The sequence below is a fragment of the Erwinia persicina genome (assembly GCF_014838825.1).
Lineage (GTDB): Bacteria > Pseudomonadota > Gammaproteobacteria > Enterobacterales > Enterobacteriaceae > Erwinia > Erwinia persicina_A.
Genome location: NZ_JACYMO010000001.1, coordinates 933,082 through 956,670, shown reverse-complemented (window position 1 = coordinate 956,670; position 23,589 = coordinate 933,082). Strand labels below are relative to the sequence as shown.

Genomic DNA, 23,589 nt, shown 5'->3' with positions numbered 1-23,589 from the left:
CTGTCGATAGAAAATGAAAATCCAGTGTGAAAACGGTGGGGCCAGGGCTGACTGAAACAGCAGGTCAGCCCCTGGGCGGCGTGAATTTTTCCGCCCGCCCCGCCGGGCAACGACTGCACCATTAACCCGCCGTTTTCAACCCGGCCGGGCGCATGTCCTGCCAGTGCTCTTCGATATAGGCGATACAGGCCACACGCGTCGTCGGGCCGGCCACGGTCTGCCAGCCGGCAGGCACATCGGAAAAAGCAGGCCACAGGCTGTACTGCTGGCGCGCATTCAGCAGCACCAGGAAGTCGAGGCTCTCATCATCGAAGGGATTGAGTTGTTCAGTCATGGTTGTTACCTGTTCCTGCCATAAATTGTGGAGAGTTTAAGTCGGCCAGCAGCCAGCGTAAGCCGTCAAGCAGCCCGCCGCGCCAGCACAGGGCATCATGCCCGCCGGAGAAAATACGGAAGTTGATATCATGTCCGGCCGCCAGCAGCGCCTTGCGCATCTGCTGGTTGACCCAGGCCATATCGCCTTCGCGATCGCCCGCTTCCTGGAAGATTTTTAAGTGGCTGTCAGGCAGGTGCCCGTTGATCGCCTGTTCGGTCAGCCAGCCCATGTCGTGTTCCTGAGCCTCAGCAAAATGGGTCACCAGACGGACGTTGGGCCACCAGAACGATCCGGACTGGCTGAGGACGCGGCCAAAGCGTTCAGGCCAGTGCAGTCCGGCATACATCGCAGCCAGCCCGCCATAGCTCTGGCCGGCCACCACCGTGCGGTCACCCCGTTCGCTGAAGGCCGCGTGCCTGCGTGCCAGCGGCAGCAGTTCCTCCTGTACAGCCCGCCAGAACGCGGCATTGCAGGGCAGCTCTTTTTCCCGCCAGTCACCGTTGATCACATCGATAAACAGCCAGCAGGCGGCGGGCAGCTGGCCACTGCCGGTGGCGGCCTGCAGGGCAGAAAACAGGGGTTGTCCCTCTACCCAGTTCTGGCCATCCAGCAGGATCACCAGCGGACTGTCTTCCGCGACCGGGAACGTGCCGGTGGTAAAGAGCCAGATTCGGCGCTGGTTGCCGAGCAGGATGCTGTCCCAGCTGAAGGTGTGCAGGCGCTCTGCATCGGGCTGCAGCGGATGTCCGGCATCCGGCGCATGCCACAGCGACTGGTCGGGTGCCGCAGGCATATGGGCGGCGGACAGGGCCTGTCCGCGACTGTTGAAATGGGGGGCGCAGCGGTTAAGCGGGTCGGCGATCGCCAGCGGGAAAAGGGAGATCCACCATTCTCGCTGCTGTTTTCGCCGCGTGTCGTGATCGTCACTGAAGGCCGGGGGCAGGCGGTCGGCCCCGACCGGGATCAGGCTGTAGCTGCCGCGCCAGTGTTCATCAATCTCCGTTGACCAGTGCCAGACATCGGTGCCGGGTAAACGCTGCAAACTTTGCGGCTGCGGACTGTGGTGATCGGTCACGCAGTTAATGTCGATATAGACCTGGCGTATCGCCGACCGGGTTTCGTCCCCCGCCGGATCGCGCCAGAGAAAGGTCATCCTGACGCACCCTTCACGCACCGCTTCCACCCGCGGTGTACCGTGCGCGGCGATTTCCTGCCACCAGCGATCTTCACCGGCATCACCGGCGGCCAGCCATTTTGCGGTGCTGCCTGCGGGCTGACTTAGCGGCCATAGTCTGTGCCGTGTTGTCACGATAATTTTCCTTGATTTACATTTAATGACGTAAACAGAGAGACTTTAATCTCTCTTACAGTAAATGACGCTAATGCAAATACTATTGAGAATAGTTTGCATTTGCAATAAGATGCGTCGCAACTTTCTAAAGAGCCTGTTATTTGTGCGTCATTACGGGTTTTCTTAAGAAGGGAAGAGGAACTGACGCCAGGAGTGGCAAAGGGGGTTCTTTCTGACCACCGCAGCCAATCAGCGCAACTAATGAATTGGCGGGGTTTAACGTTTTTTTTATCGGCAAGTCTGTTCAGACGGGATAACAGAACATGTTTAATAAAATTAAAAAGCAGGCATCACCAGGCATTGCAGCATTCTCTGATAAATACAGCACGCGTTTATTACTGGCATCGGCACTGTTTATCGCTCCTGCCGCGCAGGCCGCCACCGATGCCGACAGTACGATGACGGTCACGGCAGAAAGCCAGGAAAGTGTCACTGCGCCCAACAAAGGGATTGTGGCGAAAGCGAGCGCCTCCGGCACCAAGACCGCCACGCCGCTGCGCAAAACCCCGCAGTCGATTTCCGTGGTGACGCGCGATCAGATGGATGACCAGGATGCACGCTCCGTGGCTGATGCATTGAGCTACACCAGCGGCGTGGTCGCCACCTATCGCGGTAACTCCAACCGTAATGACGAAGTGATCAGCCGCGGGTTTCGCTATGCTCCCAAGCTGCTGGATGGTCTGCACTTCGGTCTCTCTTCAGAAAACGGCGGGGCGGGGCAGCTCGATCCCTGGCTGTTAGAGCGCGTGGAACTGGTTCACGGCCCGGCCTCGGTGCTGTATGGCCAGGTCAGCCCGGGCGGCCTGGTGCTGATGACCAGCAAGCGCCCCACGGCAGAAAGCATTCATGAAGTTCAGCTCAGTACCGGTAACCGCCACTATGGCGAAGCGGCCTTTGATTTTGGTGGCAAGCTGAATGATGACAATACGCTGTTTTACCGCCTGAACGGCATTGCCAGTACCCGGAACGAGTTTGTGAAAAACAGCAAACAGCAGCGTATGGCGATTGCTCCGGCACTGACCTGGCTGCCAAACGAAGACACCAGCTTCACCCTGTTAACCAGCTACCAGGACGATCCGAAAGCGGGGTCACGTAACTTTCTGCCGCGTGCGGGGACGCTGTATCCCACTGCAGCGGGCTATGTTCCTTACGATCTGAACGTCAGCGATTCCGACTTTGCCAAATCAAAGCGCCAGCAGACCTCCATCGGTTACAGCCTGGAGCACAGTTTTAATGAGGCGGTATCATTTACCCAGAACCTGCGTTACACCCACCGTGATGAAGATTACAAATATCTGGTGTACAACGTCGACGATGGCGACCATACCCTGACGCGTCTGGCCCAGCATGAAACGGCGATGACCAACGAGTTCAATGTCGATAACCAGCTGAAAGGCGTGTTCGACACCGGCGAGGTGCAGCATACGGTGCTGACCGGCTTTGATTATCGTTACTCCCATATCAACAGCAAGCTGTACCGTGACTACGGCAGCAGCTACCCGATGGACTGGAGGACCCAGAGCCGCGTGGACGTGGACGAAAGTCTGTTAGCGCTGGCGACCGATACTAAAAAGACCCTGAATCAGTACGGCGTGTATTTGCAGGATCAGCTGGAGTGGAATAACTGGAACCTGCTGCTGTCCGGTCGTAACGACTGGTCGCAGGTGCGCAATCAGGATCAGACCACCGGCGGATCGGACATCACCTATAACGACAGCGCCTTTACCGGTCGTGCAGGTCTGCTGTACGCCTTCGATAACGGCATCTCCCCTTATGTCAGCTACAGCACCTCGTTCGAGCCGGTGCTGGAACAGGCCGCACCGGGAGCCGACCCCCTGAAGCCGACGACCGGGGAACAGACCGAAGTCGGGGTGAAATTCCAGCCGAAAGGCGTCGATGCCATGATGACCGTTTCCTGGTTTGATATTAACCAGAAGAACGTCTCCTCATATAACCGTCTGACTAATGCCTATGAGCAGATTGGTAAAGTGAATTCTCAGGGGGTGGAAACTGAACTGCATATGCAGCCCACCCCGGAAATTAAGCTGACGGCGGCCTATACCTACACCGACGTGGTGACTAAAAGCGCCACTGACCCGGATAAAGTGGGCCACAGCCCGAACGCCATTCCACGCCATGCGGCGTCGGCCTGGGGCAGCTACAGCTTCCTGAACGGCGCGCTGAACGGCCTGACCGTCGGTACCGGGGTTCGCTATGTCGGGAAAGCGCCGGGGGATGACATCGGCGAGTATACTGTGCCGCATTACACGCTGTATGACGCGATGGTGAAGTATGAGCTGGGCCAGGCTGTTCCGGCGCTGAAAGGCACCACGCTGCAGTTTAATGCGCAAAACCTGACGGATGAGCATTACGTTTCATCCTGTGCCGGTCAGTATGCCTGCTTCTATGGGGCAGGGCGGACGTTTGTCGCCTCAGTCAACTACCGCTGGTAATTCCCGCCGGCGACCCGCGTGAAAGATCATCGTGCAGCCACCCCAACGGGTGGCTTTTTTTTGCCTGTTCCCTGTCCGTTGCCTCTTCCTGTTTTTTTCCCGGCCCTCGGGCCGGAAGGATGTCTCTCGTTCGACACGTTAATTTTCTTTGATTTACATATTGTTGCATTTATTTGCTGCGCTATCGTGCCTGCGGGATAAGGAAAGCTAATGCAAATGCTATTGAGAGTGATTTACATTTGCATTACTATGCATCGCAACTTCGCTTAATGCCGCGATAACGCTGTATTTTGTCAGGTTTTTTTACCCTGATCGCGGGGTGAGTGCGGGCAGGCATGACTCGCGCCACGCTGGGATTCAGCCCTCGCCAGTCAGAAATATTAATGGATGGGTGGGCTTTACCGGTGCTTTTCGCAGACAAGGCTGTTTCAGACGAGATGACAATTCATGACTAAAATGATGAAAGCCCAGGCACGACCTGGTGTGGCAGTAACCTCTGGTAAGGCCAGTTTGCGCCTGTTAGTGGCTTCAGCGCTGGTGGGGGTACCGGTGTCTCAGGCCGCCACAGAAAATACCCTGACCGTGACGGCAGAAACCCGTGAAAGCGTCACCGGACGTAACAGCGGGCTGGTGGCAAAGGAGAGTGCGGCAGGCACCAAAACGGCCACGCCGCTGCGCAAAACGCCGCAGTCGATCTCCGTCGTGACGCGCGAACAGATGGATGACCAGGCGGCCGCTTCGGTGTCTGATGCGCTGAGCTACACCAGCGGCGTGGTCACTAATTACCGCGGTAACTCCAATCGTAACGACGAAATTATCAGCCGGGGCTTTCGCTATGCGCCGAAACTGCTGGATGGCCTGCACTACGGCCTCTCCAGCTCCAGCGGTGGCGCAGGGCAAATCGACCCGTGGCTGTTAGAGCGCGTGGAGATGGTCCACGGCCCGGCAGGCGTGTTATACGGACAGGTCAGCCCCGGCGGGCTGGTGGTGATGACCAGCAAGCGGCCAACCGCGGAAACCGTGCGTGAAGTGCAACTCAGTAGCGGTAATCATCATCAGGGGGAAGCTGCCTTTGACTTCGGCGGTCAGCTGGACGACGACAGCACGCTGTTCTATCGCCTGAACGGCATCGCCAGCACCCGGCATGAAGACGTCAAAAACAATAAGCAGGAGCGCGTCGCCATTGCCCCTGCCATCACCTGGCTGCCGGATGCCGACACCAGTTTCACCCTGCTCGCCAGCTACCAGAACGATCCGAAAGCCGGCTCGCGCAACTTCCTGCCGATGGCCGGGACGCTGAAAGCGGCCAGCACCGGCTATATTCCGTATGATTTCAATATCAACGACCCGAATTACTACGGCAACCGACGGGAACAGGCGTCCGTGGGCTATGAATTTGATCACAGTTTCAATGAAGCCGTGTCGTTCACCCAAAACCTCCGTTACACCCATCGTGATGAAGACTATAAATATATGGTCTACACCACCAGTTCTCCGGTGAACGATCACACTATTGAGCGTCGTCCCCAGCACGAAACGGTGATGACCAACGAAGTGGGGGTGGATAACCACCTGAAAGGGCTGTTTGCGACCGGTGACGTCGGGCATACGCTGCTGGGCGGGCTGGATTATCGCTGGAGCCGTGTTGCCAGCACCCTGTCCCGTCACACCTCCAGCCAGTATCAGCTTGACTGGGCGAACCCGACCCGGGTGGACGTGGACGAGGGTGATATGAGCGTCAGCAGTAATACGCTGAAGCAGCTACACCAGGTGGGCGTTTATCTGCAGGATCAGATGGAGTGGAATCACTGGAACCTGGTGCTCTCCGGCCGGAATGACTGGTCCCAGATCCGCACGGTTAACCGTCTGTCCGCCACCGATGAGAAGCAGAACGACAATAAGCTGACCGGTCGCGCCGGGTTGCTGTATGCCTTTGATAACGGGCTGTCGCCTTACGTCAGTTACAGCACCTCGTTTGAGCCGAACCTCAGCACCGGAGAGCCGGGAAGCGATCCGTTCAAACCGACGACCGGTGAGCAGACCGAGCTGGGGGTGAAGTTCCAGCCTGTGGGCTCGAATACGGTGATGACCGTCTCCGTGTTTGATATTACGCAGAAAAATATCACCTCCGTTAACCCGGTAACCAAGTATAACGAGCAGATTGGTAAGGTTAAATCGAAGGGCCTCGAGGCTGAAATTCATGCGCAGCCGACGCCGGAAGTGAAGCTGATTGCCGCCTACACTTATACGGATGCAGTCACCAAAGAGACGTACAACGCTACGCAGCTGGGGCACAGCCCTGCCAGCATTCCGCGCCATGCGGCCTCAGCATGGGGCAGCTACAGCTTCCAGGATGGCGTGTTAAGCGGCCTGACCGTGGGGACGGGCGTGCGCTACACGGGCGATGCCCCTGCCGACAGTACCGGGACTGACGAGGTGCCGCACTTCACACTGTACGACGCCATGGCAAAGTATGAACTGGGCGAGGCGGTGGCCAGCCTGAAAGGCACCACGGTTCAGCTGAACGTGCAGAACCTGACCGACAAGCACTACGTCGCCTCCTGCAGCGGCAGTGAGGCCTGCTTCTATGGTACCGGTCGCAACATTGTCGCCTCAGTGAATTATCGCTGGTAATGGCCGCGACAGCGCTTACCGCTGTATGACGGCGAGACGCTGCAGTGCAGAATGATTGCCCGTTAACCACCCCGTTGCGGTGGTTTTTTTTGGGCGCTCTGTCAGACTGAGTGCAGCCGAAACAGGAGAAGACTATGTCGTCATTAACGGGCCGTCAGCGTGCTGGCGCACTCTGTTTTGCTGCGGGTGGGCTGCTGTATTTGCTGGCAGAACGCCTCAGCGCGCTGGCCTGGCATCACCCGGCCTATCGTTACAGCCAAAACTATATCAGCGACCTGGGGATCCCGGGCTGCGGGCCACAAATCTGTTCTCCGCTGCACGACGTAATGAATGCTGGCTTTGCGGCGGAAGGGCTGCTGTTTATACTGGCCTGCGGGCTGCTGCGCCGGGAGGTCCCTGGTCTGACCGGTGGGGCCGCGCTGCTGGCAGGGGGTCTTCACGGCACCGGCGGAGTGTTAATTGCGCTATTCCACAGCGGCGGCCCGGCAGCAGGCATCACGCTGCATCAGATCGGCGCAGTCATGGCGATTGGCGGCGGTAACCTCTGCCTCATCGCCGTGGGCCTGGCAGGGCGGCGAGTATCCGGGGTTTATGCGTCTTTCAGCCTGATACTGGGGGGCTGTGGCCTGGTCTGTATGCTGGCGATCCCCTGGGTTCCCGTGCCCGTCGGCCTGATTGAGCGGGCCGCTGTCTATCCCATCACCCTGTGGCAGATCGTTACCGGAGTGTCGTTGCTGCTGGCGGGGTCCCGTTATCGTGTCGTTAAATAACGCTGGCAGAGGTATCCCTGCCACCCCACTGCGCCTCCGCGCAGGTTCCAGAGGAGAGTGTCTTGAATCATAGCCAGCGTGAACATATCGCCGCCGTGGCTGCCACCGTCAGCCAGCATGCCTCTTCCCTGGCGCTGCGCCAGCACGATAGAACGATCCTTGACTCGTGGCAGCGCTGTGTCGACCATCACGGGCTGGATCCCAGCCGGATGCAGGCGGCGCGGATCCTGCCGTGGCATGAACTGCGTGAGCACCGCCAGCAGCTGGAGGAGTTTCGCCACATTGCCCGTCACGGCCTGGAGGCGCTCTACCGGCAGATTGCGCCGGCGGGCTATGTCCTGCTGCTGACGGATGCCACGGGGGTCACGGTCGACTATTACGGTGATGACAGTGCAGAAATCAGCCTGCGTCGCGCCGGGCTGTTTCTGGGCGCACACTGGTCGGAGGCCTGGGCGGGCACCTGTGCGGTCGGCACGGCGCTGGCAACCGGAAAAGCACTGACCGTCCATCATAATGACCATTTCGATGCCACCCACATCGCGCTCTCCTGTTCGGCGGTGCCGCTGTTCGATCCCCAGGGACAGCTGTACGCCATCCTCGATGTCTCTGCGCTGACCTCGCCGCAGCCAAAAGCCGGTCAGCAGCTGGCGTTGCAGCTCGCCAGGCTCTGCGCGCAGCGGATTGAAAATGCGTGGTTTGAGTACCGGCACCGTCACGACTGGATACTGAAGCTCAGTGCGGAAACGCCGTTTGTGGAGGTCAGCCCGGACTATCTGATTGCCATCGACGCAGGCGGCCGGCTGGTGGGGCACAACCACCGTGCGCAGCGCATGCTGGAACAGGAGCTGGGCCTGACCGCGCCATCCCCCCACAGCCGCAGTGTGCTGCCGGGCATGCCAATCGAACAGCTGTTTCACACCTCGGTTGACCGCCTGCCGGACTGGCTGGCCAGCGCCAGCGGGCGGCACGGCCAGCTGCAGCGGATCAACAGCGGGGAGCGACTGTACGTGACGGCGGTACAACCGGCAACGCGGCCTCAACGGCAGGCCGTTACCGTGCCAGCGCCGCTACCCGCCCCGCTGGCGTCACTGACCGGGGGCGATCCGGCTTTTCAACAGCAGTTACAGCGTGCGTCACGCCTGCTGAACGCGTCCCTGCACCTGGTGGTACAAGGTGAAACCGGCTGTGGCAAAGAGTATTTTGCCCGGGCGTTTCACCAGGCCAGCACACGCCGGTCGCAGCCGTTTATTGCGGTGAACTGTGCTGCGATAGCCCCGACGCTGATTGAAAGCGAGCTGTTTGGCCACCTGCCGGGCAGTTTTTCGGGTGCCGGCAGCCGGGGCCGACGCGGGCTGATTCAGGAGGCCGATGGCGGCACGCTGTTCCTCGATGAAATCGGCGATATGCCGCTGGAGATGCAGACGCGTCTGCTGCGCGTGGTGGCCGAACAGGAGGTGCTGCCGGTCGGGGCATCGCGTCCGGTGCCGGTCAATATCCGCATTATCTCCGCATCCCACCACGCGCTTGAGCAGCGGGTTGAACAGGGGCGCTTCCGTGCCGACCTGTTCTATCGCTTACAGGGGGCGCGGATCTCCCTGCCGGCGCTGCGTCACCGCGACGATCTCGACTGGCTGATTGCTAAGCTGCTGGGCAACCGGGCTTCGCTGACGGTCGCAGCCCGCCAGCGTCTGCATCAGCATGAGTGGCCGGGTAACCTGCGCGAGCTCAGTAATGCGCTGGAGTATGCGGTGGCCATGAGCGACGGCGGTGAGATAACGGTACAGGATCTGCCGGAAACCCTGACCGGCCCTGCTGAACCGGCGTCGTTCCAGACGGATATCCCACCGGAGGCCGCGCTTCTGCTACAGTCCCTGCGGGCCGCACGCTGGAACCACAGCGCGGTCGCACGTCAGATGGGCATCAGCCGCATGACGCTCTACCGCCGGATGCAGCGCTACGGCATTCAGTCGCCGAATACCGCCCCGGATCGCGGCGCAGAAGGAGAATGATGAAAGCATTTTCTCCTGTTACAGGTGAGGGGCCGTTTTCACTTCCTGAAGGGGGACGGCAGCACTGTGCGGACCCGACTCAGGCTGAGAGTGGGCTGTTTGAGTTAGCGGCCGCCGGTCAGAAAGTCGCCCGTATCTGGTCCGGGCCAGAGTCACTGGTGGTGCCCGCCAGCTACCGGCGTTTTGCCCGGCTGGAGGCGGTGCGTGAGGCCTTTGCGGCTGACGGCTGCCCGGTATTTTTACGTAAGTCCGGCGGCGGGCTGGTGCCGCAGGGGCCGGGGATCCTCAACCTCAGCCTGGCGTACCCGACGGCGCTCACGCTCGGCGAAGCCGCCGAAGGGGTGTATCGTCATCTGTGCGCGATCTTAAGTGATGCGCTGGCGGAGCTGGGTGTGGTAACGGGCTGGCAGGCGGTGGAAGGATCGTTCTGCGACGGGCGGTTTAACCTTGCCTGCGGGGAGGGCACGGCGGCACGTAAAATTGCCGGCACGGCGCAGTACTGGCAGGCGATACCCGGCCAGTCCTTCGACGGGCCGCGTCGCCACGTAGTGCTGGCGCACGCGGTGCTGCTGGTGGACTGCGATCTGACGGCGGCGCATCGTCTGGCGAACCAGTTTGAAGCGGCACTCGGCAGCGGGCGCTTTTATCAGGCAGCGAAAACCGTCAGCGTGGCGCAGAGGCTGCCAGCGCCGTCTCCGCATCTGCGGGATGACGTCACGGAGGCGATCATCGCACAACTCGCGCAGGGATGACCCGGCTCATCCCGCACGGTCGTTATCTGAACGACCGGAGGCCTGAGCGGGCGGGATGCCTGCTCAGGCCTCCGGTTTGCCGCTTTCCCTGCCGGACACCGGCTTCGCATACCGCACAAAATACCCATACCTGACCCTTTATCCGGGGAAAAAGCTGCGCTACTCTTTTATCTTGCGCACTAGATAATCAAGCGACAGATAAAAACCGGAAATGAAGATGCAGACACCACAGCAAATCGGTACCCAACTCTCCTTCGCGTTATACGGCGCGGCGAACCGCATGAACCGGCTGCATAAGCCTTTTCTCGATCCGCTGGGCCTCACGTTCCCTCAGTATCTGGTGATGCTTGAACTGTTTAACGGCACGCCGCGCACGGTGGGGGACATCGGAACCCAGCTCGGTATGGACACCGGCACCATCACGCCCGTTCTTAAACGGCTGGAGGCCGCCGGGCGCATCTGCCGCACGCGGGACCGCAGCGATGAACGGCGGGTGCTGATTACCCTGACGGAGGCGGGGAGTGCCCTGCAAACCGAACTGTGGCGCGTTACCGACCGCATTAAATCAGCCTGTCAGTTATCAGAGACAGAGCTGGTGGCGCTGCGCGACACCCTGAATAATTTCGCGCATCCTGCTGAAAAATAATATTTTTCCACTCAGACCCTAAGGTGTACTTATGAACATAGGCATTATCGGCGCGGGAAATATTGGCTCAACGCTGGCGCATAAACTCGCCGGGTGTGGTCACACTGTTAAGCTGGCGAACTCGAGAAGCCCGGATACCATCGCGGAACTGGCGCGTCAGCTGGGGGTAACGGCGGTAGAACGTCAGGAGGCCGTTCGCGATGTTGAGGTGATCATTCTCTCTACGCCTTTTGATAAACATGCTGAACTGGCCACCCTGTTGCGTGACGTGCCGCCAGCGGTGATTGTCATTGATACCGCCAACTACTATCCCTTCCGCGATGGTGATATTGAGGCGCTCCGCCAGGGCACCCCTGAAAGTGTTTACGCCAGTGGCCTCCTGCAGCGTCCCGTGGTGAAGGCGTGGAATGCTGTCCTGGCCGGGACGCTGAAGGAAAAAGGCGTGGCTGCCGGTTCTGCAACGCGTATCGCCATCCCGGTAGCTGGCGACAGTCCTGCAGCAAAATCCGTGGTGATGTCGCTGGTCAGTGACACCGGTTTTGATGCCGTTGACGGCGGCACGCTCGGTGAATCGTGGCGGCAGCAGCCCGGTACGCCCGCCTACTGCACGGAACTGGACAGTGACGGACTGCGTGCGGCGCTTCAGGCGGCCGATAAAGAACGTGCCCCGCTGAACAGAGAGGCGTTGCTGCAGGAATTTATGTCAGCGGGCGACAGGCTCACGCATGAGGCCATTGTTGAACGTAACCGGGCGGTCACGGCCTGAGCCTGAGGAACACAATATGAAACACACAGAAAATCTGCGTATCGGCATCCTCGGCACCGGTCACATCGGCAAAACGCTGGCGCGCACACTGGCCTCCGCCGGTCATCGCGTCAGGGTGGCCAATTCCCGTGGGCCAGAAACGATCGCCGCAGAGGTGCTTGCAACGGGTGCGGTTGCCACGGACGCCGCCGCTGCGCTGGCAGAGGTGCAGGTGGTGATCCTGTCGGTGCCGCTGACCCGGCTCAGCGATCTCGTCCCGCTTATTCAACAGCTGCCTGAAGACGTGATTATTGCCGATACCTCGAACTATTACCCGCATCGGGACGGCACCATCAGCGCGATCGTTAACGGGCAGGTTGAAAGCCTGTGGGTTGCCGGGCTGCTGGGGCGACCGATCGTCAAGGCGTGGAACGCAATCGGTTCGGACTCGTTGGTGAAGAAAGGCCTGCCTGGCAAAAGCGCGGCACGGCTGGCCATTCCCGTGGCGGGCGATACCCTGCAGCGCCGCACGGTGATTATGGAACTGGTGAATGACACCGGTTTCGATCCCTTCGATGCAGGAACGCTGGCCGAATCCTGGCGACAGCAGCCTGGCGCACCCTGCTACTGTACCGATCTCACCCGGGAAGAGATGGGACCCGCACTGGCCTCTGCGGAGATAGCGCGTTTACCGGCCCGACGGGATCTGGCGGTGGCGGCGATTCAGGAGCGGATGGGGGACAACAAAACCAACCCAGATGCGGATTATCTCGTTCGCCTGCACCGGGCACTGTTCATGTAGCGCAGTCCGGCGGCCCGCCAGCGCATCGTCTTACATCTTGTCTTCTAAAAACGTAATAAAGGCCCTGACTTTTGAGTTCAGGGCCGAACGTTCATTGACGCAGGCATAAATATTCATGGGTGAAGACTCGGTGTAACGCCCGTCACTGTTGTCTGCGCTGAATAACGCCGTGAGCTGGCCGTTAGCGATCAGTGGCCGGGCAATAAAACTGGCCAGCCGGGCAATTCCCCCGCCGTTAACGGCTATATTGGCAATAATATCAATATCATCGCTGATGAATTCCGGATTAAGCTTCGCGTTAACAGGCTGGCCGTCGACGATAAAATGCCAGGGAAGAAAACGGCCGTCTGTCGGATAGCGGAACACCAGGCAGGCGTGGCGGCTGAGGTCTTCGGGTGAGCGGGGAAGGCCGGCGCGCGCCAGATAAGCGGGGGCCGCACAAACGATAAACGGCAGCGAGGCGATTTTCCTGGCGATCAGCTGATCGTTCAGCTGTGCCTCGATGCGGATACTGACGTCAACGCCTTCCAGCCGGTGATCGACGTTGCGATCGGTACTGATAAGCTCAATATCAATATCGGGAAAAGAGGCTTTAAATTCGGGCATCAGTGGCGCGATAACGTAGCGGCCAAACGCCGCTGTGGTCGCGATGCAAAGGGGACCCTGCGGCCGGGACTCCATCGATGCTGCCTGCGAGGCCAGGTCGATATCATGCGGAATATGGCGCACTTTCTCAAAATAACGCTGCCCGCTTTCGGTCAATGTCATGCTGCGGGTGGTGCGCGACAGCAGACGCACGCCCAGATGGGTTTCCAGGCGGGAAAGACTCTGGCTTACTGCCGCCGGGCTCATCCCCCTGGCACGGGCCGCTGCGGCAATACTGCCGTTTTCCACCACGCGGATAAAATTGCCGATCAGCCCCAATAGGTCCATCGATCCCTCCCTCTCTGATTCGTCACATTTGCTTAATAATGAATAAAGCATAACGGCTCTACCGCCGCCCGGGCCGGCTTGTTAGGTTAGTCGCTGTTTTTCACTCACCCACCAAAGGGACCCGATGATGACCCCTGTTGTTGCGAAAAATAGTGCCCGCACCCGCCTGCCAAAACCGGCTTCACCCTATATATTTGCGCTGTATATGGCAACGATTATGGCGTTTTTAATGAGCCTGGTGATCACGCTGGCGGAATCGGGCATCGGCCCACATTACATGGGAAATGTGATGAATGCTTATAAAGTCGCCATGCCGTCGGCTTTTGTCTGCATCCTTGTTGTACGTCCGATGGTGATGCGGCTGGTAGGGCTGACGGTGCACGGTCACTGAGTCAGCCTGAGCTTCTGTTTGTTTGCGGCACGCTGTGAGCGTCGCGCACGTTAATGGCGCGGTAGATGAATGCCGTTGTGGACGGGGGCGGGCGGGAGAGTGGGGCAATCCCAGCGGGGGATTGCCCTGAGCAGTCAGTTACTGCGGTGGACGGACCAGGATTTTCACCTGGTTTTTCTCTTTCACCAGCGCGTCGAACCCTTCGGTCACCAAATCGTTCAGTTCAATGCGTTTGGTGACCAGCTTGTCGGCCTGGAAATACCCCTGGGTCATCAGCTCCATCACCGCCGGGAAAATATGGCGATAGGCGATGATGCCTTTCACACTGCGTTCGGCCAGTACCACCCTGTTCGGGTGGAAGGAGGCTTCGCCCTCCCAGATGGAAACGATGATGGTTTCGCCTTCGTAGCGGGTGGCATCAATACACTGCTTCAGCACCACCGGCACGCCGGTCACTTCGAACGACACGTCAACGCCGCCTTTGCTCAGTTCACGAATGGTGGCTACCGCATCCTGCTTGCCCGGGTCGATGACCACGTTAGCCCCCAGCTCGCGGGCTTTTTCGGCGCGCTGCGGCGACAGCTCGACGACGTAAATCTCCGAGGCACCCGCAGCACGCAGGGCTTCAATCACCAGCAGACCAATCGGGCCGGCACCAAATACCGCCGCTTTATCCCCGGCTTTCAGTTTGCTCATGCGCACGGCATGCAGGGCCACGGCGGCAGGTTCCACCAGCGCGCCCTGTTCGTAAGACAGACCGTCCGGCATGCGGTGCACCATATGCTCATCGACCATGGTAAATGACGAGAATCCGCCACCGCCGCCGGACAGACCGTGGAAGCCCAGGTCGCCGCACAGATTGTATTTGCCCTCGCGGCAGGCTTCGCATTCGCGGCACGCAAGGATTGGCTCGACCACCACACGGTCGCCCGCTTTAAATTTACTGACGCCAGCACCAACCTCAACCACTTCGCCTGAGAACTCGTGGCCCATCACGATAGGAGCAATGTCGTGGCTGATTTTGTGCGGCTTGCCGACCGGAACAAAGATCGGGCCGGCCAGGTATTCGTGCAGATCGCTGCCGCAGATGCCGGTCCAGGCCACTTTTATTTTCACCTTACCGGCTGAAACCTCAGGCTCTTCGATATCGTCAATGCGGATGTCATGTGCTTTATACCAACGTGCTGCTTTCATCTTCTTTTCCCTTGAGATTGGTCAACATCCTGTCCATTGCCATTGATACGGCCGGATCAGGAACTCAGGGCTGCATAGTGCGAAAAGCGTGCCAGAAGTGAGTGGTGCGTAAGTTGTTGATTTTGCGAAAGCAGGGTGAGGAGGGCGCTGGGAGGGGAGGGGAAAAGGTGTAAGGGTGTGACAGGTGTAACGGGGTGCGGGTGTAACAGGTGAGAGGCGGGGGGAGGGGGAGATTGAGAGTGTTCGGGAAAAGTGTGGGCGTCTTCTTTGTGCTGTGAGCAGATCTATCGTGGTATTAAAAGCCCCCTCATGAAGTGACCAGCTTTTATCGACCACTTTAATATTTATACCCGTGATATTAACGTTATCTGGATGCTATCCACACATTGTTCCTGATGGCAATGCAAACATACCTATCCCTACTATGGAAGCTCAAAAAAATCACCAGCTTCCATACGGGTACACCTTGCCCTTAATAAAATCCTTTATATCCTTGTCATATCCATAAGAAAAATCACTCTTAGTTACTCTTTTGCATATCTCCAGTTTATCCCCGGAGACAGTTTTCAGAACTGATGGTGTTACACGATAATTAGGCTCAAATCCTATGCCCTGTAGCCAGACAGCCACCTTTCCTTCCGGTGCCAGACCAATCAGCACGGTGTCATAGGTATTATTGTACGGATCACTTTTCCCGCTGGGACTACGCATTTTTTCCACAACGTCATCAGGCAGGGTCAGGTAGGTTTCATACACCTTTTTATCTATCACCGAATCCCAGCAGAAAAAAAACTGCTTTGGCGGGTACTTGACATGATTCCAGTGCCCCCCCGGAGCCCGATCTCGATCGTTCCATTCCCCTATAACGCTGGGCATATCTGGGGTACTGTTCAACGTAACAAACCGGGATACCCCACCGTCAGTATCAAAAATAACGGCGAACGTCACCAATGCGGGCAGCGCCTTCGGCGTGAAAAAGTTAAAATACCACTCTGTCGGCACATCGCTTTTAACGACGGTATTGGACTGGCCAGCACTGTGACAGGCCGTCAGCACAAGCACCGGAAGCAGTCCGGCCAGACGAATTATTTCCATGTTTTATTCCCCTCCATATCATAGACCGTCCGCTGCCAGCGCTCGTCCGGCCTGTTGGTGAAGGTCACCAGTTTCGCCGGTTTGACAGCACCGGTGGCCATCCCCTGACCATCTCTGATCACGCTGTTCCAGTTGGCCGAGCAGTGAAGGTATTGCCCCGTCAGCATCTCTATTTCCGGGGTGGTAAAGCCGATAGCAGATTGACCGTTTCGGGCGGCACGCCCCATTACAATGGCTTTTTCACAAAAACTATTAAGTTCTGGCCGAAGTCTTAATTCTATATTCGTGTCTCGGATAGGATCGAACACCGCCCCGGCATCCTGCGCCGCATCGAGCATCACACGCAGCACCACTTTCGACCAGTCATTACGCGTCGGTCGGTCGATGACCAGCGCCGCACCGCTGCGCTTTTGCGGCAGGCCGTAGCGGTCTGCCGGCATCCGGTCGTCATGCCATGTATCGACATTCACCTCCATCGCATTCAGCAAAAGGGTTATTGCCGGGTAGCCGTCCATCATTTTCAGCTCTTCACAAGCCCGTCTGTAAATCCGCGTCTCGCTGTCGGGAGTGGAAAGGGGCACGGTTTCAAACTCCGGACGGGTCAGAAAATAGGCTTCGTGCTCGTCAGGGTTGTAGCCGCCACCGATGTCGGAGTGCACGCCCGGCAGGGCCAGCTCTGGCCACGACGGTTTTACGCTGTTCAGCGCGAAGTTAAACCGGCATTCGTGCTGCGCGGTGATGTGGAAAACCTTCTGCGCAACGCCCGGACGCAGCACGATATTCACATCTCCGGTATCGGCGCTGTGTGGATTAAGGCCATTCGTAGGTGTACCAATGGCTGCTACGGTATCAAAGATCCCCAGAAAACGGGTTTTACCGCCCGGCGTTCCGGAAAACTCGACGTCACCCAACCCGGACTTGATGGCCGAAATAATAACGCGTTCCTGACTGAATACCCGGTTGGCAAAATGCCGCGCTGTTGCCGCCCCGCGGCTGAACCCGAAAATATCGAACTGCAGTTCTTTGATGGCGAAGGAACTGGCATCGGCGTGTCTGGCTAAATACCCCTGAATACCGGCAGAGAGTGCCGCAACGGCCTTATCGGTTTTCCTTACCACACCGGTGTCACCCCGGCCAGTCGCCATCCCGTAACCGCTGTCGCCTTCCCCGCTTTCCGTACCGATCCCCTCGATATAAATGGCATATTGCCCGACCCCATCACTGGGTGGAATATTCTGTTTATACAGCGTATTAAGCCAGTGCACGTTGGTGTAATAACCAAGATGACTTCCGGCAGAGGTACCACTGAGCCCATATTTTAACCGGACACACTGAGCTTGAGCAGACTGAGCATCGGCGTTATCCATCCCGTAATGCTGAGCGGTACAGGCGGCCTGACGGTTACCGCTGTTATCGGCATTGTTGCCGGTGCCGTCGAAGAACACACCAATCGTCAGCGTGATCTCACGTTTCTTTTTCTTCGCCGCCTGCGCATGCTGCTCAAGTTCACCGGACTGCCGCGCCTTTATCTGCGCTGCCTGCGCGCGTTCTGCCGCACGACCGGCGTTATAGTCGCGCTCATAAGTGTGCGTGCTGACGGAGGGGATAAACCGCGCCCGGCATGGACAGGAACTGTAGCTGTCAAGAGAACCCGCCCACTCTTTCAGCGCACCGCCCATCTCGTAGGTATCGCCCATCCCAGCACAGACGCGAAACTGCCCTTCATGCTTTCCGCAGGTCACCGGGTCACCCTCCCTGACCTGCTGCCGCTCGATGCCGCCGATTTCGTAGGTGTCATCAGGCGCCCCCGCAAGAATGCGCCCCCCGCAGGTGGTTTTATCCAGGTGATACAAAAAAAATCCCGTCGCCATAATCCCTCATGAATGAAGCGGTTATAAAATGAGCGCATCATACACTCTCGTAACCCAAATGTCCCCCTACCGATCCATCGTCGTCCCCCTGCACGTCACGCCCCCCGTCCGGGCCGACAAGGCTGATCCTGCTCGTGGGGTCCACTGGGAAAACGGAAAATATCCTATGCCAGGCCTCTGTCTTAAGCAGGTATGATCAGCCGCTTTGTTCCAGAAGCGGGCATCATCCCAGCTACCTACCACTCACACAAAAAAAATGCCATCCCCCACGGGACAGCATTCTGAATTTATCCAAACAGCGCTTACCTCAAAGGCATAAGCAGTTTTACCCTAAATATCGATCATCACCGGAACGGCGGTTCGTTGAACGTCCGCAGCTTGCGTGAGTGCAGGCGGTCGCCCTCGGCGCGCAGCAGATCGATGGCGCGGATACCAATCTGCAGGTGCTCGGAGATCGCGCCTTCGTAGAAGCGGTTGGCCTGACCCGGCAGCTTGATCTCGCCGTGCAGCGGCTTGTCAGAGACGCAGAGCAGGGTGCCGTAAGGCACGCGGAAGCGGTAGCCCTGAGCAGCAATGGTGGCGCTTTCCATATCGACCGCCACGGCGCGGCTGAGGTTGAAACGCAGCGCGGAAGCGGAATAGCGCAGCTCCCAGTTGCGATCGTCGGTGGTGACCACCGTGCCGGTGCGCAGCCGCTCTTTCACCGCTTCACCCGGCATGCCGCTCACCTGTTTGGTGGCGTCGTACAGCGCGCGCTGCACTTCGGCAATGCTCGGAATAGGGATATCCGGTGGCAGCACGGCGTCCAGAACGTGGTCGTCGCGCAGATAAGCATGTGCCAGTACGTAATCACCAATGGTCTGGCTTTCCCGCAGCCCGCCGCAGTGGCCAATCATCAGCCAGGCGTGCGGGCGCAGCACGGCGAGATGGTCACAGATGGTTTTGGCATTGGACGGACCCACGCCAATATTCACCAGCGTGATCCCCTGGCCGTCTTTGGCGATCAGATGCCAGGCCGGCATCTGGTGCTTTTTCCACGCCAGGTCGGAGATCGTTTGCTCCGGGTGCGGCGTGTCGTGAGTCAGGGTGGTGCCTCCGGCGCAGGACAGGGCCAGATAAGGGGAGTCCGGGTCTGCGATCTGTTCGCAGGCCCAGGAGACAAATTCATCCACATAGCGCGTGTAGTTGGTAAACAGCACGTAGGGCTGGAAATCTTCCACCGGGGTGCCGGTGTAGTGGCGCAGGCGGGCCAGCGAGAAGTCGGTACGCAGCGCGTCGAAGTGGGACAGCGGAAACGTTTCGCCCGGCACCAGCAGCCCGTCGGCGTTCTCATCACCAATCTGCGACAGTTCGGTGGTGGGGAAATGCTGGGCGATGCCTGCGCTCATACTGCGATCCAGCGCCAGCCCGGACCCGTCAATCACATAGGGGAACGGGATCTCCTGCTGCGAGGGCAGCACGTCGATCTGCACCTGATATTCACCGGTCAGCATGGTCAGCTGTTCGCTGAGGTAGTGGCGCAGCAGCGCCGGGCGGGTAATGGTGGTGCTGTAGCTTCCGGCGCGGGTAAAGCGGCCGAAGGCACGGGTCAGACGCTGCGAGGGTGCCACGCCATCCCAGGTGACGCGCAGCTGCGGGTAAACAAACAGCCCGGCGGCGCGCCGGGTCGCATCGGGCAGGCTGCCGTCAGCGACAAAAGCGGTTATCGCCTCGCGCAGGGCCTCAACGGCGGCGTTGTAATGGTTTTCCAGGCTATCCAGCGCTTCAGTGACGGTCAGGGATCGCGCTACGGGGTAAGTCATGGTATCTCCTTGAATCGTTTGCACGTTTGTCTCACAGACTACCTGAAGATAACAGCAAAAGGATAGCGCATGAAACCCCTCAGCTGCTGGCCCCGGGTTCCAGGCTGAATCTGACCTGTTCTTCCTGCGGCGACGGGGCATCATCCAGCATCGCCATCAGCTGCTGTCCCACCTGGTGTCCCAGCTTTTCGTAATTGAGGCGCATGGAGGTGAGGGCGGGGAAGGTGTGATCGCAGTTGTCAGAACCATCCAGACACGCCACGGCCAGGTCGTAAGGCACCTTCAGCAGCCGGCGCTGGCACTCAGACAGCACGCCAAAGGCGATCTCCTCATGGCTGCAAATAATCGCGTCCAGATCCGGCTGGCTTTGCAACAGCTGGCCCAGCGCATAGCGGCCAAACTGCAGGCTTGGCGCATCCGGAACGGTGATCATCAGATCCGCATTCTGATAGTGCATCAGCATCGCTTTGTGCCAGCCATTAAGCTGCTGTTTGTGCAGGCGGTTATCTGTCTGCGCACCGATAAACCCGATGCGGCGATAGCCTTTATCCAGCAGATGGGCGGTCAGCCGTTCAGCGGCATCGTTGATGGCAATATCCAGGGTGATGTCGGCGGAAAAACGTTCCGCACCGCAGACGTTCACCGTCACCAGTTCGGCGGATTCAATCAGCTCACAGGTCTTTTTCGACAGCTGTGCGCCAAACAGGACGAGGGCAGAGGGGCGGTTTTGCAGCAGTTTTTCTACCAGCGGCGTTTCGCCATACTGATGATATTCGTGGCAGGCCATAATCAGCTGGAAGGGCTGCTTACTCAGCGTCTGCTGCAGGGCCTGAACAAAGCGGGTGCTGGCGCGGTCGTGCTGAAAAGGGTACAGCACCGCAACGGTGTGCAGCTGCGAGGAGGCCAGACTGCTCGCGGCCTGATTGGGCACATAGCCCAGCTCCCCCACGGCCTGGCGGATTTTCTCCAGCGAGGCCGCAGAGACCTGGCCCGGATCGCGCAGCGCACGGGAGACGGTCATCGGGCCGACGCCGGCATGGCGCGCGACATCCTGTAGGGTCACGCGGTTTACCCCCTGCGCTGACAGCGCGCTGGCTTCCGTATTGGCTTCATAGCCGAGGACGCTGGCGGCCTGTTCAACCTGATTGCGGACTTTTTCAGAGACCAGCTCCGGCGTCCGCATGACGCGCGACACGGTCATGGCCCCGACACCGACATAATCGGCGATATCCTGCAACGTTACCCGGCCACTGCCGCGACGCTTGCGCATCCTGGTTTCTCCTTTACAACCCTGTTTATGACACCTTCGCAGTGTGCCGATACCGATATCCGGCAACAACTTATTCTCCGGCAGATGATAGGCCGGTCACAATTAATGATAGTTATAACAGTTAGCGTTATCTTTTTAGATATCCGTCACATTATTCCCTTCGCTCTGGCACTAATCTGCTCCTGCGATTAGAGAGAGGTGACAAACAATGCTTAAAGAATTACTGACAGCCGATGTTGTTCAGATTATCCCTGCCTGTGCTGACTGGCGTCAGGCTGTCTCACTTTCCTGCCAGCCGCTGCGTGATAACGGCACCATTGAAGCCCGCTATGTCGAAGCGATTTACCGCTCACATGAGGCCATTGGTCCATATTACGTGGTTGGCCCCGGCATCGCTATGCCTCATGCGCGTCCGGAAGACGGCGCGAACAAAATGGGCGTCAGCCTGACGGTGATCCGCGAGGGCGTTAACTTCGACTCTGAGGGTAACGACCCGGTGCATCTGCTGATCGTGCTGGCCGCGACCGACAGTAACAGCCATATCGGCATTATTACGGCGCTGGCCCATCTGTTCGATACCCCTGAGGATACCGCGTCGCTGATGGCGGCGACGCAGCCAGAGCAGATTTTATCCATTATTTCACGTTATTAATAATCTCCAGAGGACAATATGAAAATTACCGTGGTATGTGGCAATGGTTTAGGTACCAGCCTGATGATGGAAATGAGCATTAAGAGCATCGTTAAAGAACTGGGCGTGAATGCAGAAGTCGACCATGTTGATCTCGGTTCCGCCAAAGGGACCGCCAGCGACATCTTCGTCGGTACCTCCGACATTGCCGAGCAGCTGGTCGCCCAGCAGGTGGGCGGTAAGATTGTCTCCCTGAAAAATATGGTCGACAAAGTGGCAATGAAAGAGCGTATTTCAGCGGCTCTGACAGAGCTCGGCGCGTTATAACAGGGAGCCAAAAATGGAATTTTTCCGTTTTTTAATGAGTGACGTGTTATCGGAGCCGTCAATTCTGGTCGGCCTGATCGCGCTGATTGGCCTGGTGGCGCAAAAGAAACCGGCGACGGAAGTGATCAAAGGGACGGTGAAAACCGTCATGGGCTTCCTGATCCTCGGTGCCGGTGCGGGCCTGATTGTGTCATCGCTGGGTGACTTTGCGGCTATCTTCCATCATGCCTTTGGTATTCCTGGCGTTGTGCCGAACAACGAAGCGATTGTGGCGGTGGCGCAGAAGAGCTTTGGCACTGAAATGGCGATGATCATGTTCTTCGCCATGGTTATCAACATTGCGATTGCCCGTTTCACCCCGTGGAAATATATCTTCCTGACCGGTCACCACACGCTGTTTATGTCAATGATGGTGGCGGTGATCCTGGCCACGGCAGGTATGAAGGGTGTTCCGCTGATTGCCGTGGGTTCGCTGGTGGTGGGGGTCTCAATGGTCTTCTTCCCGGCGATTGTTCATCCGTACATGAAGAAGGTCACCGGCTCAGACGACGTCGCCTTCGGCCACTTCTCGGCCATTTCTCAGCTACTTTCCGCCTGGATCGGCAGCAAATTTGGTAACAAAGAGAAATCGACCGAAGATATGGAAGTGCCGAAAAGCCTGCTGTTCCTGCGTGATACGCCGGTGGCCATCGCCTTTACCATGTTCTTCATCTTTATCTTTACCTGCCTGGTCGCGGGCCCGTCAACGGTCAAGGAGATGAATGCCGGGGGTAAAAACTGGTTTATGTTCTCACTGATGCAGTCCATCACCTTTGCGGCCGGTGTTTACATCGTCCTGCAGGGTGTGCGCATGGTGATTGCGGAAATCGTCCCGGCGTTTAAGGGGATCTCTGACCGGCTGGTGCCGAATGCCAAACCGGCGCTCGACTGCCCGGTGGTATTCCCGTATGCCCCGAACGCGGTGCTGGTGGGCTTCCTCAGCAGCTTTGTGGCCGGTGTACTGGGCATGTTCCTGCTGTATGCGCTGAACATGACGGTGATTATTCCGGGCGTGGTGCCACACTTCTTTGTCGGTGCTGCCGCCGGGGTGTTTGGTAATGCTACGGGTGGCCGCCGGGGGGCGATTCTCGGTGCCTTCACCAACGGTCTGCTGATCACCTTTATCCCGGTGTTCCTGCTGCCGGTACTGGGCAGTATTGGCCTGGCGAACACCACCTTTAGTGACTCTGACTTCGGTGCCGTCGGCATCCTGTTAGGCCTGATTGTGCGTTAATCTTCCCGCAAAGCCGGTCATCTGATGACCGGTTTTTTTTCACTCCTCACTGCCGTTCTCGCCTTTCGTCCTTTCAAATGCCCGTAAAAGCACATTCATCGGGATCCTACGTTTTCTCTGGCTGAAACGGGGCGCAAGGCGGCCTGGGAAGAGGATATTTTCTACGCTTTTCGGCAGGGCTCGCAGAAAAATGCCGCCAGAAGCGGAGGGGGGTTACCGATAACAATTCAAATAAAGTTGTGTTTATATCGGAATTTTTTAGTT

General features: G+C 58.3%; 20 protein-coding genes. 12 read left to right on the top strand and 8 right to left on the bottom strand.

Annotation, left to right across the window (positions count from 1 at the left end):
• Positions 1–121: 121 nt before the first annotated feature.
• Together IFU29_RS04400 and fes are read right to left on the bottom strand one after the other, a co-directional pair.
• Positions 122–334 carry an MbtH family protein gene (locus tag IFU29_RS04400; RefSeq protein WP_187510115.1) on the bottom strand — a complete coding sequence of 71 codons (213 nt, stop codon included), beginning with the start codon at positions 332–334 and terminating at the stop codon, positions 122–124.
• Positions 327–1,685 (bottom strand): enterochelin esterase, encoded by a 1,359-nt coding sequence (gene fes, locus IFU29_RS04395; protein ID WP_191932818.1) that lies wholly within the window; start codon positions 1,683–1,685, stop codon positions 327–329. Before fes ends, IFU29_RS04400 begins: the two co-directional genes overlap by 8 nt.
• Positions 1,686–1,990: 305 nt before the next feature.
• Here fes and IFU29_RS04390 point away from each other — a divergent pair, with 305 nt between their 5' ends.
• The 8 genes from IFU29_RS04390 to IFU29_RS04355 all read left to right on the top strand — a co-directional run bounded on the left by IFU29_RS04390 (position 1,991) and on the right by IFU29_RS04355 (position 12,538).
• Positions 1,991–4,180, top strand: coding sequence for a TonB-dependent siderophore receptor (locus tag IFU29_RS04390; RefSeq protein ID WP_191932817.1), 2,190 nt, complete (start codon positions 1,991–1,993; stop codon positions 4,178–4,180).
• 456 nt (positions 4,181–4,636) lie between these two features.
• On the top strand, positions 4,637–6,814 hold the full coding sequence (locus IFU29_RS04385; RefSeq protein ID WP_423244813.1) for a TonB-dependent siderophore receptor: 2,178 nt from the start codon (positions 4,637–4,639) through the stop codon (positions 6,812–6,814).
• 134 nt (positions 6,815–6,948) lie between these two features.
• On the top strand, positions 6,949–7,584 hold the full coding sequence (locus IFU29_RS04380) for a DUF998 domain-containing protein (protein ID WP_191932816.1): 636 nt from the start codon (positions 6,949–6,951) through the stop codon (positions 7,582–7,584).
• Between the two features lie 62 nt (positions 7,585–7,646).
• Complete coding sequence (locus tag IFU29_RS04375) at positions 7,647–9,593, top strand: sigma-54-dependent Fis family transcriptional regulator (protein WP_191932815.1); 1,947 nt, start codon at positions 7,647–7,649, stop codon at positions 9,591–9,593.
• A complete protein-coding gene (locus tag IFU29_RS04370; RefSeq protein ID WP_244633643.1) occupies positions 9,593–10,345 on the top strand; it encodes a lipoyl protein ligase domain-containing protein in 753 nt (250 codons plus the stop codon). Before IFU29_RS04375 ends, IFU29_RS04370 begins: the two co-directional genes overlap by 1 nt.
• A gap of 217 nt (positions 10,346–10,562) precedes the next feature.
• On the top strand, positions 10,563–10,991 hold the full coding sequence (locus IFU29_RS04365) for a MarR family winged helix-turn-helix transcriptional regulator (protein WP_244633615.1): 429 nt from the start codon (positions 10,563–10,565) through the stop codon (positions 10,989–10,991).
• A gap of 31 nt (positions 10,992–11,022) precedes the next feature.
• Entirely contained in the window at positions 11,023–11,757 is a 735-nt protein-coding gene (locus tag IFU29_RS04360) for an NADPH-dependent F420 reductase (protein ID WP_191932814.1), read from the top strand.
• Positions 11,717–12,538, top strand: coding sequence for an NADPH-dependent F420 reductase (locus tag IFU29_RS04355; protein ID WP_274604276.1), 822 nt, complete (start codon positions 11,717–11,719; stop codon positions 12,536–12,538). The genes IFU29_RS04360 and IFU29_RS04355 overlap by 41 nt, the downstream gene beginning before the upstream one ends.
• 30 nt (positions 12,539–12,568) lie before the next feature.
• Here the strand turns inward: IFU29_RS04355 and IFU29_RS04350 are convergent, their stop codons facing one another.
• Positions 12,569–13,471 carry a LysR family transcriptional regulator gene (locus IFU29_RS04350; RefSeq protein ID WP_191932813.1) on the bottom strand — a complete coding sequence of 301 codons (903 nt, stop codon included), beginning with the start codon at positions 13,469–13,471 and terminating at the stop codon, positions 12,569–12,571.
• A gap of 127 nt (positions 13,472–13,598) precedes the next feature.
• Here IFU29_RS04350 and IFU29_RS04345 point away from each other — a divergent pair, with 127 nt between their 5' ends.
• Positions 13,599–13,862 carry a DUF2798 domain-containing protein gene (locus tag IFU29_RS04345; protein WP_191933123.1) on the top strand — a complete coding sequence of 88 codons (264 nt, stop codon included), beginning with the start codon at positions 13,599–13,601 and terminating at the stop codon, positions 13,860–13,862.
• A 138-nt stretch (positions 13,863–14,000) separates the two neighbouring features.
• Here the strand turns inward: IFU29_RS04345 and IFU29_RS04340 are convergent, their stop codons facing one another.
• From IFU29_RS04340 to IFU29_RS04320, 5 genes are all read right to left on the bottom strand, one after another.
• Positions 14,001–15,056 carry a 2,3-butanediol dehydrogenase gene (locus tag IFU29_RS04340; protein ID WP_191932812.1) on the bottom strand — a complete coding sequence of 352 codons (1,056 nt, stop codon included), beginning with the start codon at positions 15,054–15,056 and terminating at the stop codon, positions 14,001–14,003.
• 441 nt (positions 15,057–15,497) lie between these two features.
• The gene (locus IFU29_RS04335) at positions 15,498–16,151 is read right to left on the bottom strand and encodes a DUF2931 family protein (protein WP_191932811.1); all 654 of its coding nucleotides are present in this window, start codon (positions 16,149–16,151) and stop codon (positions 15,498–15,500) included.
• Positions 16,142–18,022 carry a phospholipase effector Tle1 domain-containing protein gene (locus IFU29_RS04330; protein ID WP_191932810.1) on the bottom strand — a complete coding sequence of 627 codons (1,881 nt, stop codon included), beginning with the start codon at positions 18,020–18,022 and terminating at the stop codon, positions 16,142–16,144. Before IFU29_RS04330 ends, IFU29_RS04335 begins: the two co-directional genes overlap by 10 nt.
• 344 nt (positions 18,023–18,366) lie before the next feature.
• Positions 18,367–19,824, bottom strand: a complete 1,458-nt coding sequence (locus IFU29_RS04325; protein WP_062742738.1) for an AMP nucleosidase — start codon at positions 19,822–19,824, stop codon at positions 18,367–18,369.
• Between the two features lie 79 nt (positions 19,825–19,903).
• Positions 19,904–21,094, bottom strand: a complete 1,191-nt coding sequence (locus IFU29_RS04320; protein WP_191932809.1) for a LacI family DNA-binding transcriptional regulator — start codon at positions 21,092–21,094, stop codon at positions 19,904–19,906.
• Positions 21,095–21,302: 208 nt separating this feature from the next.
• Between IFU29_RS04320 and IFU29_RS04315 the strand changes: the two genes are divergently transcribed.
• The 3 genes from IFU29_RS04315 to IFU29_RS04305 are packed head-to-tail and all read left to right on the top strand — an operon-like array spanning position 21,303 to position 23,325.
• A complete protein-coding gene (locus tag IFU29_RS04315; RefSeq protein WP_062742736.1) occupies positions 21,303–21,746 on the top strand; it encodes a PTS sugar transporter subunit IIA in 444 nt (147 codons plus the stop codon).
• Positions 21,747–21,764: 18 nt separating this feature from the next.
• The gene (locus tag IFU29_RS04310; RefSeq protein WP_062742735.1) at positions 21,765–22,052 is read left to right on the top strand and encodes a PTS sugar transporter subunit IIB; all 288 of its coding nucleotides are present in this window, start codon (positions 21,765–21,767) and stop codon (positions 22,050–22,052) included.
• Between the two features lie 13 nt (positions 22,053–22,065).
• The gene (locus IFU29_RS04305) at positions 22,066–23,325 is read left to right on the top strand and encodes a PTS ascorbate transporter subunit IIC (RefSeq protein WP_062742734.1); all 1,260 of its coding nucleotides are present in this window, start codon (positions 22,066–22,068) and stop codon (positions 23,323–23,325) included.
• Positions 23,326–23,589: the final 264 nt, after the last annotated feature.

What these genes read in the sequence shown, in the direction of transcription:
- IFU29_RS04400 (WP_187510115.1), bottom strand. Translation starts at nt 334, where the DNA reads ATGACTGAACAACTCAATCCCTTCGATGATGAGAGCCTCGACTTCCTG.
- IFU29_RS04390 (WP_191932817.1), top strand. Translation starts at nt 1,991, where the DNA reads ATGTTTAATAAAATTAAAAAGCAGGCATCACCAGGCATTGCAGCATTC.
- IFU29_RS04385 (WP_423244813.1), top strand. Translation starts at nt 4,637, where the DNA reads ATGATGAAAGCCCAGGCACGACCTGGTGTGGCAGTAACCTCTGGTAAG.
- IFU29_RS04380 (WP_191932816.1), top strand. Translation starts at nt 6,949, where the DNA reads ATGTCGTCATTAACGGGCCGTCAGCGTGCTGGCGCACTCTGTTTTGCT.
- IFU29_RS04370 (WP_244633643.1), top strand. Translation starts at nt 9,593, where the DNA reads ATGAAAGCATTTTCTCCTGTTACAGGTGAGGGGCCGTTTTCACTTCCT.
- IFU29_RS04365 (WP_244633615.1), top strand. Translation starts at nt 10,563, where the DNA reads ATGCAGACACCACAGCAAATCGGTACCCAACTCTCCTTCGCGTTATAC.
- IFU29_RS04360 (WP_191932814.1), top strand. Translation starts at nt 11,023, where the DNA reads ATGAACATAGGCATTATCGGCGCGGGAAATATTGGCTCAACGCTGGCG.
- IFU29_RS04355 (WP_274604276.1), top strand. Translation starts at nt 11,717, where the DNA reads ATGAGGCCATTGTTGAACGTAACCGGGCGGTCACGGCCTGAGCCTGAG.
- IFU29_RS04350 (WP_191932813.1), bottom strand. Translation starts at nt 13,471, where the DNA reads ATGGACCTATTGGGGCTGATCGGCAATTTTATCCGCGTGGTGGAAAAC.
- IFU29_RS04345 (WP_191933123.1), top strand. Translation starts at nt 13,599, where the DNA reads ATGACCCCTGTTGTTGCGAAAAATAGTGCCCGCACCCGCCTGCCAAAA.
- IFU29_RS04340 (WP_191932812.1), bottom strand. Translation starts at nt 15,056, where the DNA reads ATGAAAGCAGCACGTTGGTATAAAGCACATGACATCCGCATTGACGAT.
- IFU29_RS04335 (WP_191932811.1), bottom strand. Translation starts at nt 16,151, where the DNA reads ATGGAAATAATTCGTCTGGCCGGACTGCTTCCGGTGCTTGTGCTGACG.
- IFU29_RS04330 (WP_191932810.1), bottom strand. Translation starts at nt 18,022, where the DNA reads ATGGCGACGGGATTTTTTTTGTATCACCTGGATAAAACCACCTGCGGG.
- IFU29_RS04325 (WP_062742738.1), bottom strand. Translation starts at nt 19,824, where the DNA reads ATGACTTACCCCGTAGCGCGATCCCTGACCGTCACTGAAGCGCTGGAT.
- IFU29_RS04320 (WP_191932809.1), bottom strand. Translation starts at nt 21,094, where the DNA reads ATGCGCAAGCGTCGCGGCAGTGGCCGGGTAACGTTGCAGGATATCGCC.
- IFU29_RS04315 (WP_062742736.1), top strand. Translation starts at nt 21,303, where the DNA reads ATGCTTAAAGAATTACTGACAGCCGATGTTGTTCAGATTATCCCTGCC.
- IFU29_RS04310 (WP_062742735.1), top strand. Translation starts at nt 21,765, where the DNA reads ATGAAAATTACCGTGGTATGTGGCAATGGTTTAGGTACCAGCCTGATG.
- IFU29_RS04305 (WP_062742734.1), top strand. Translation starts at nt 22,066, where the DNA reads ATGGAATTTTTCCGTTTTTTAATGAGTGACGTGTTATCGGAGCCGTCA.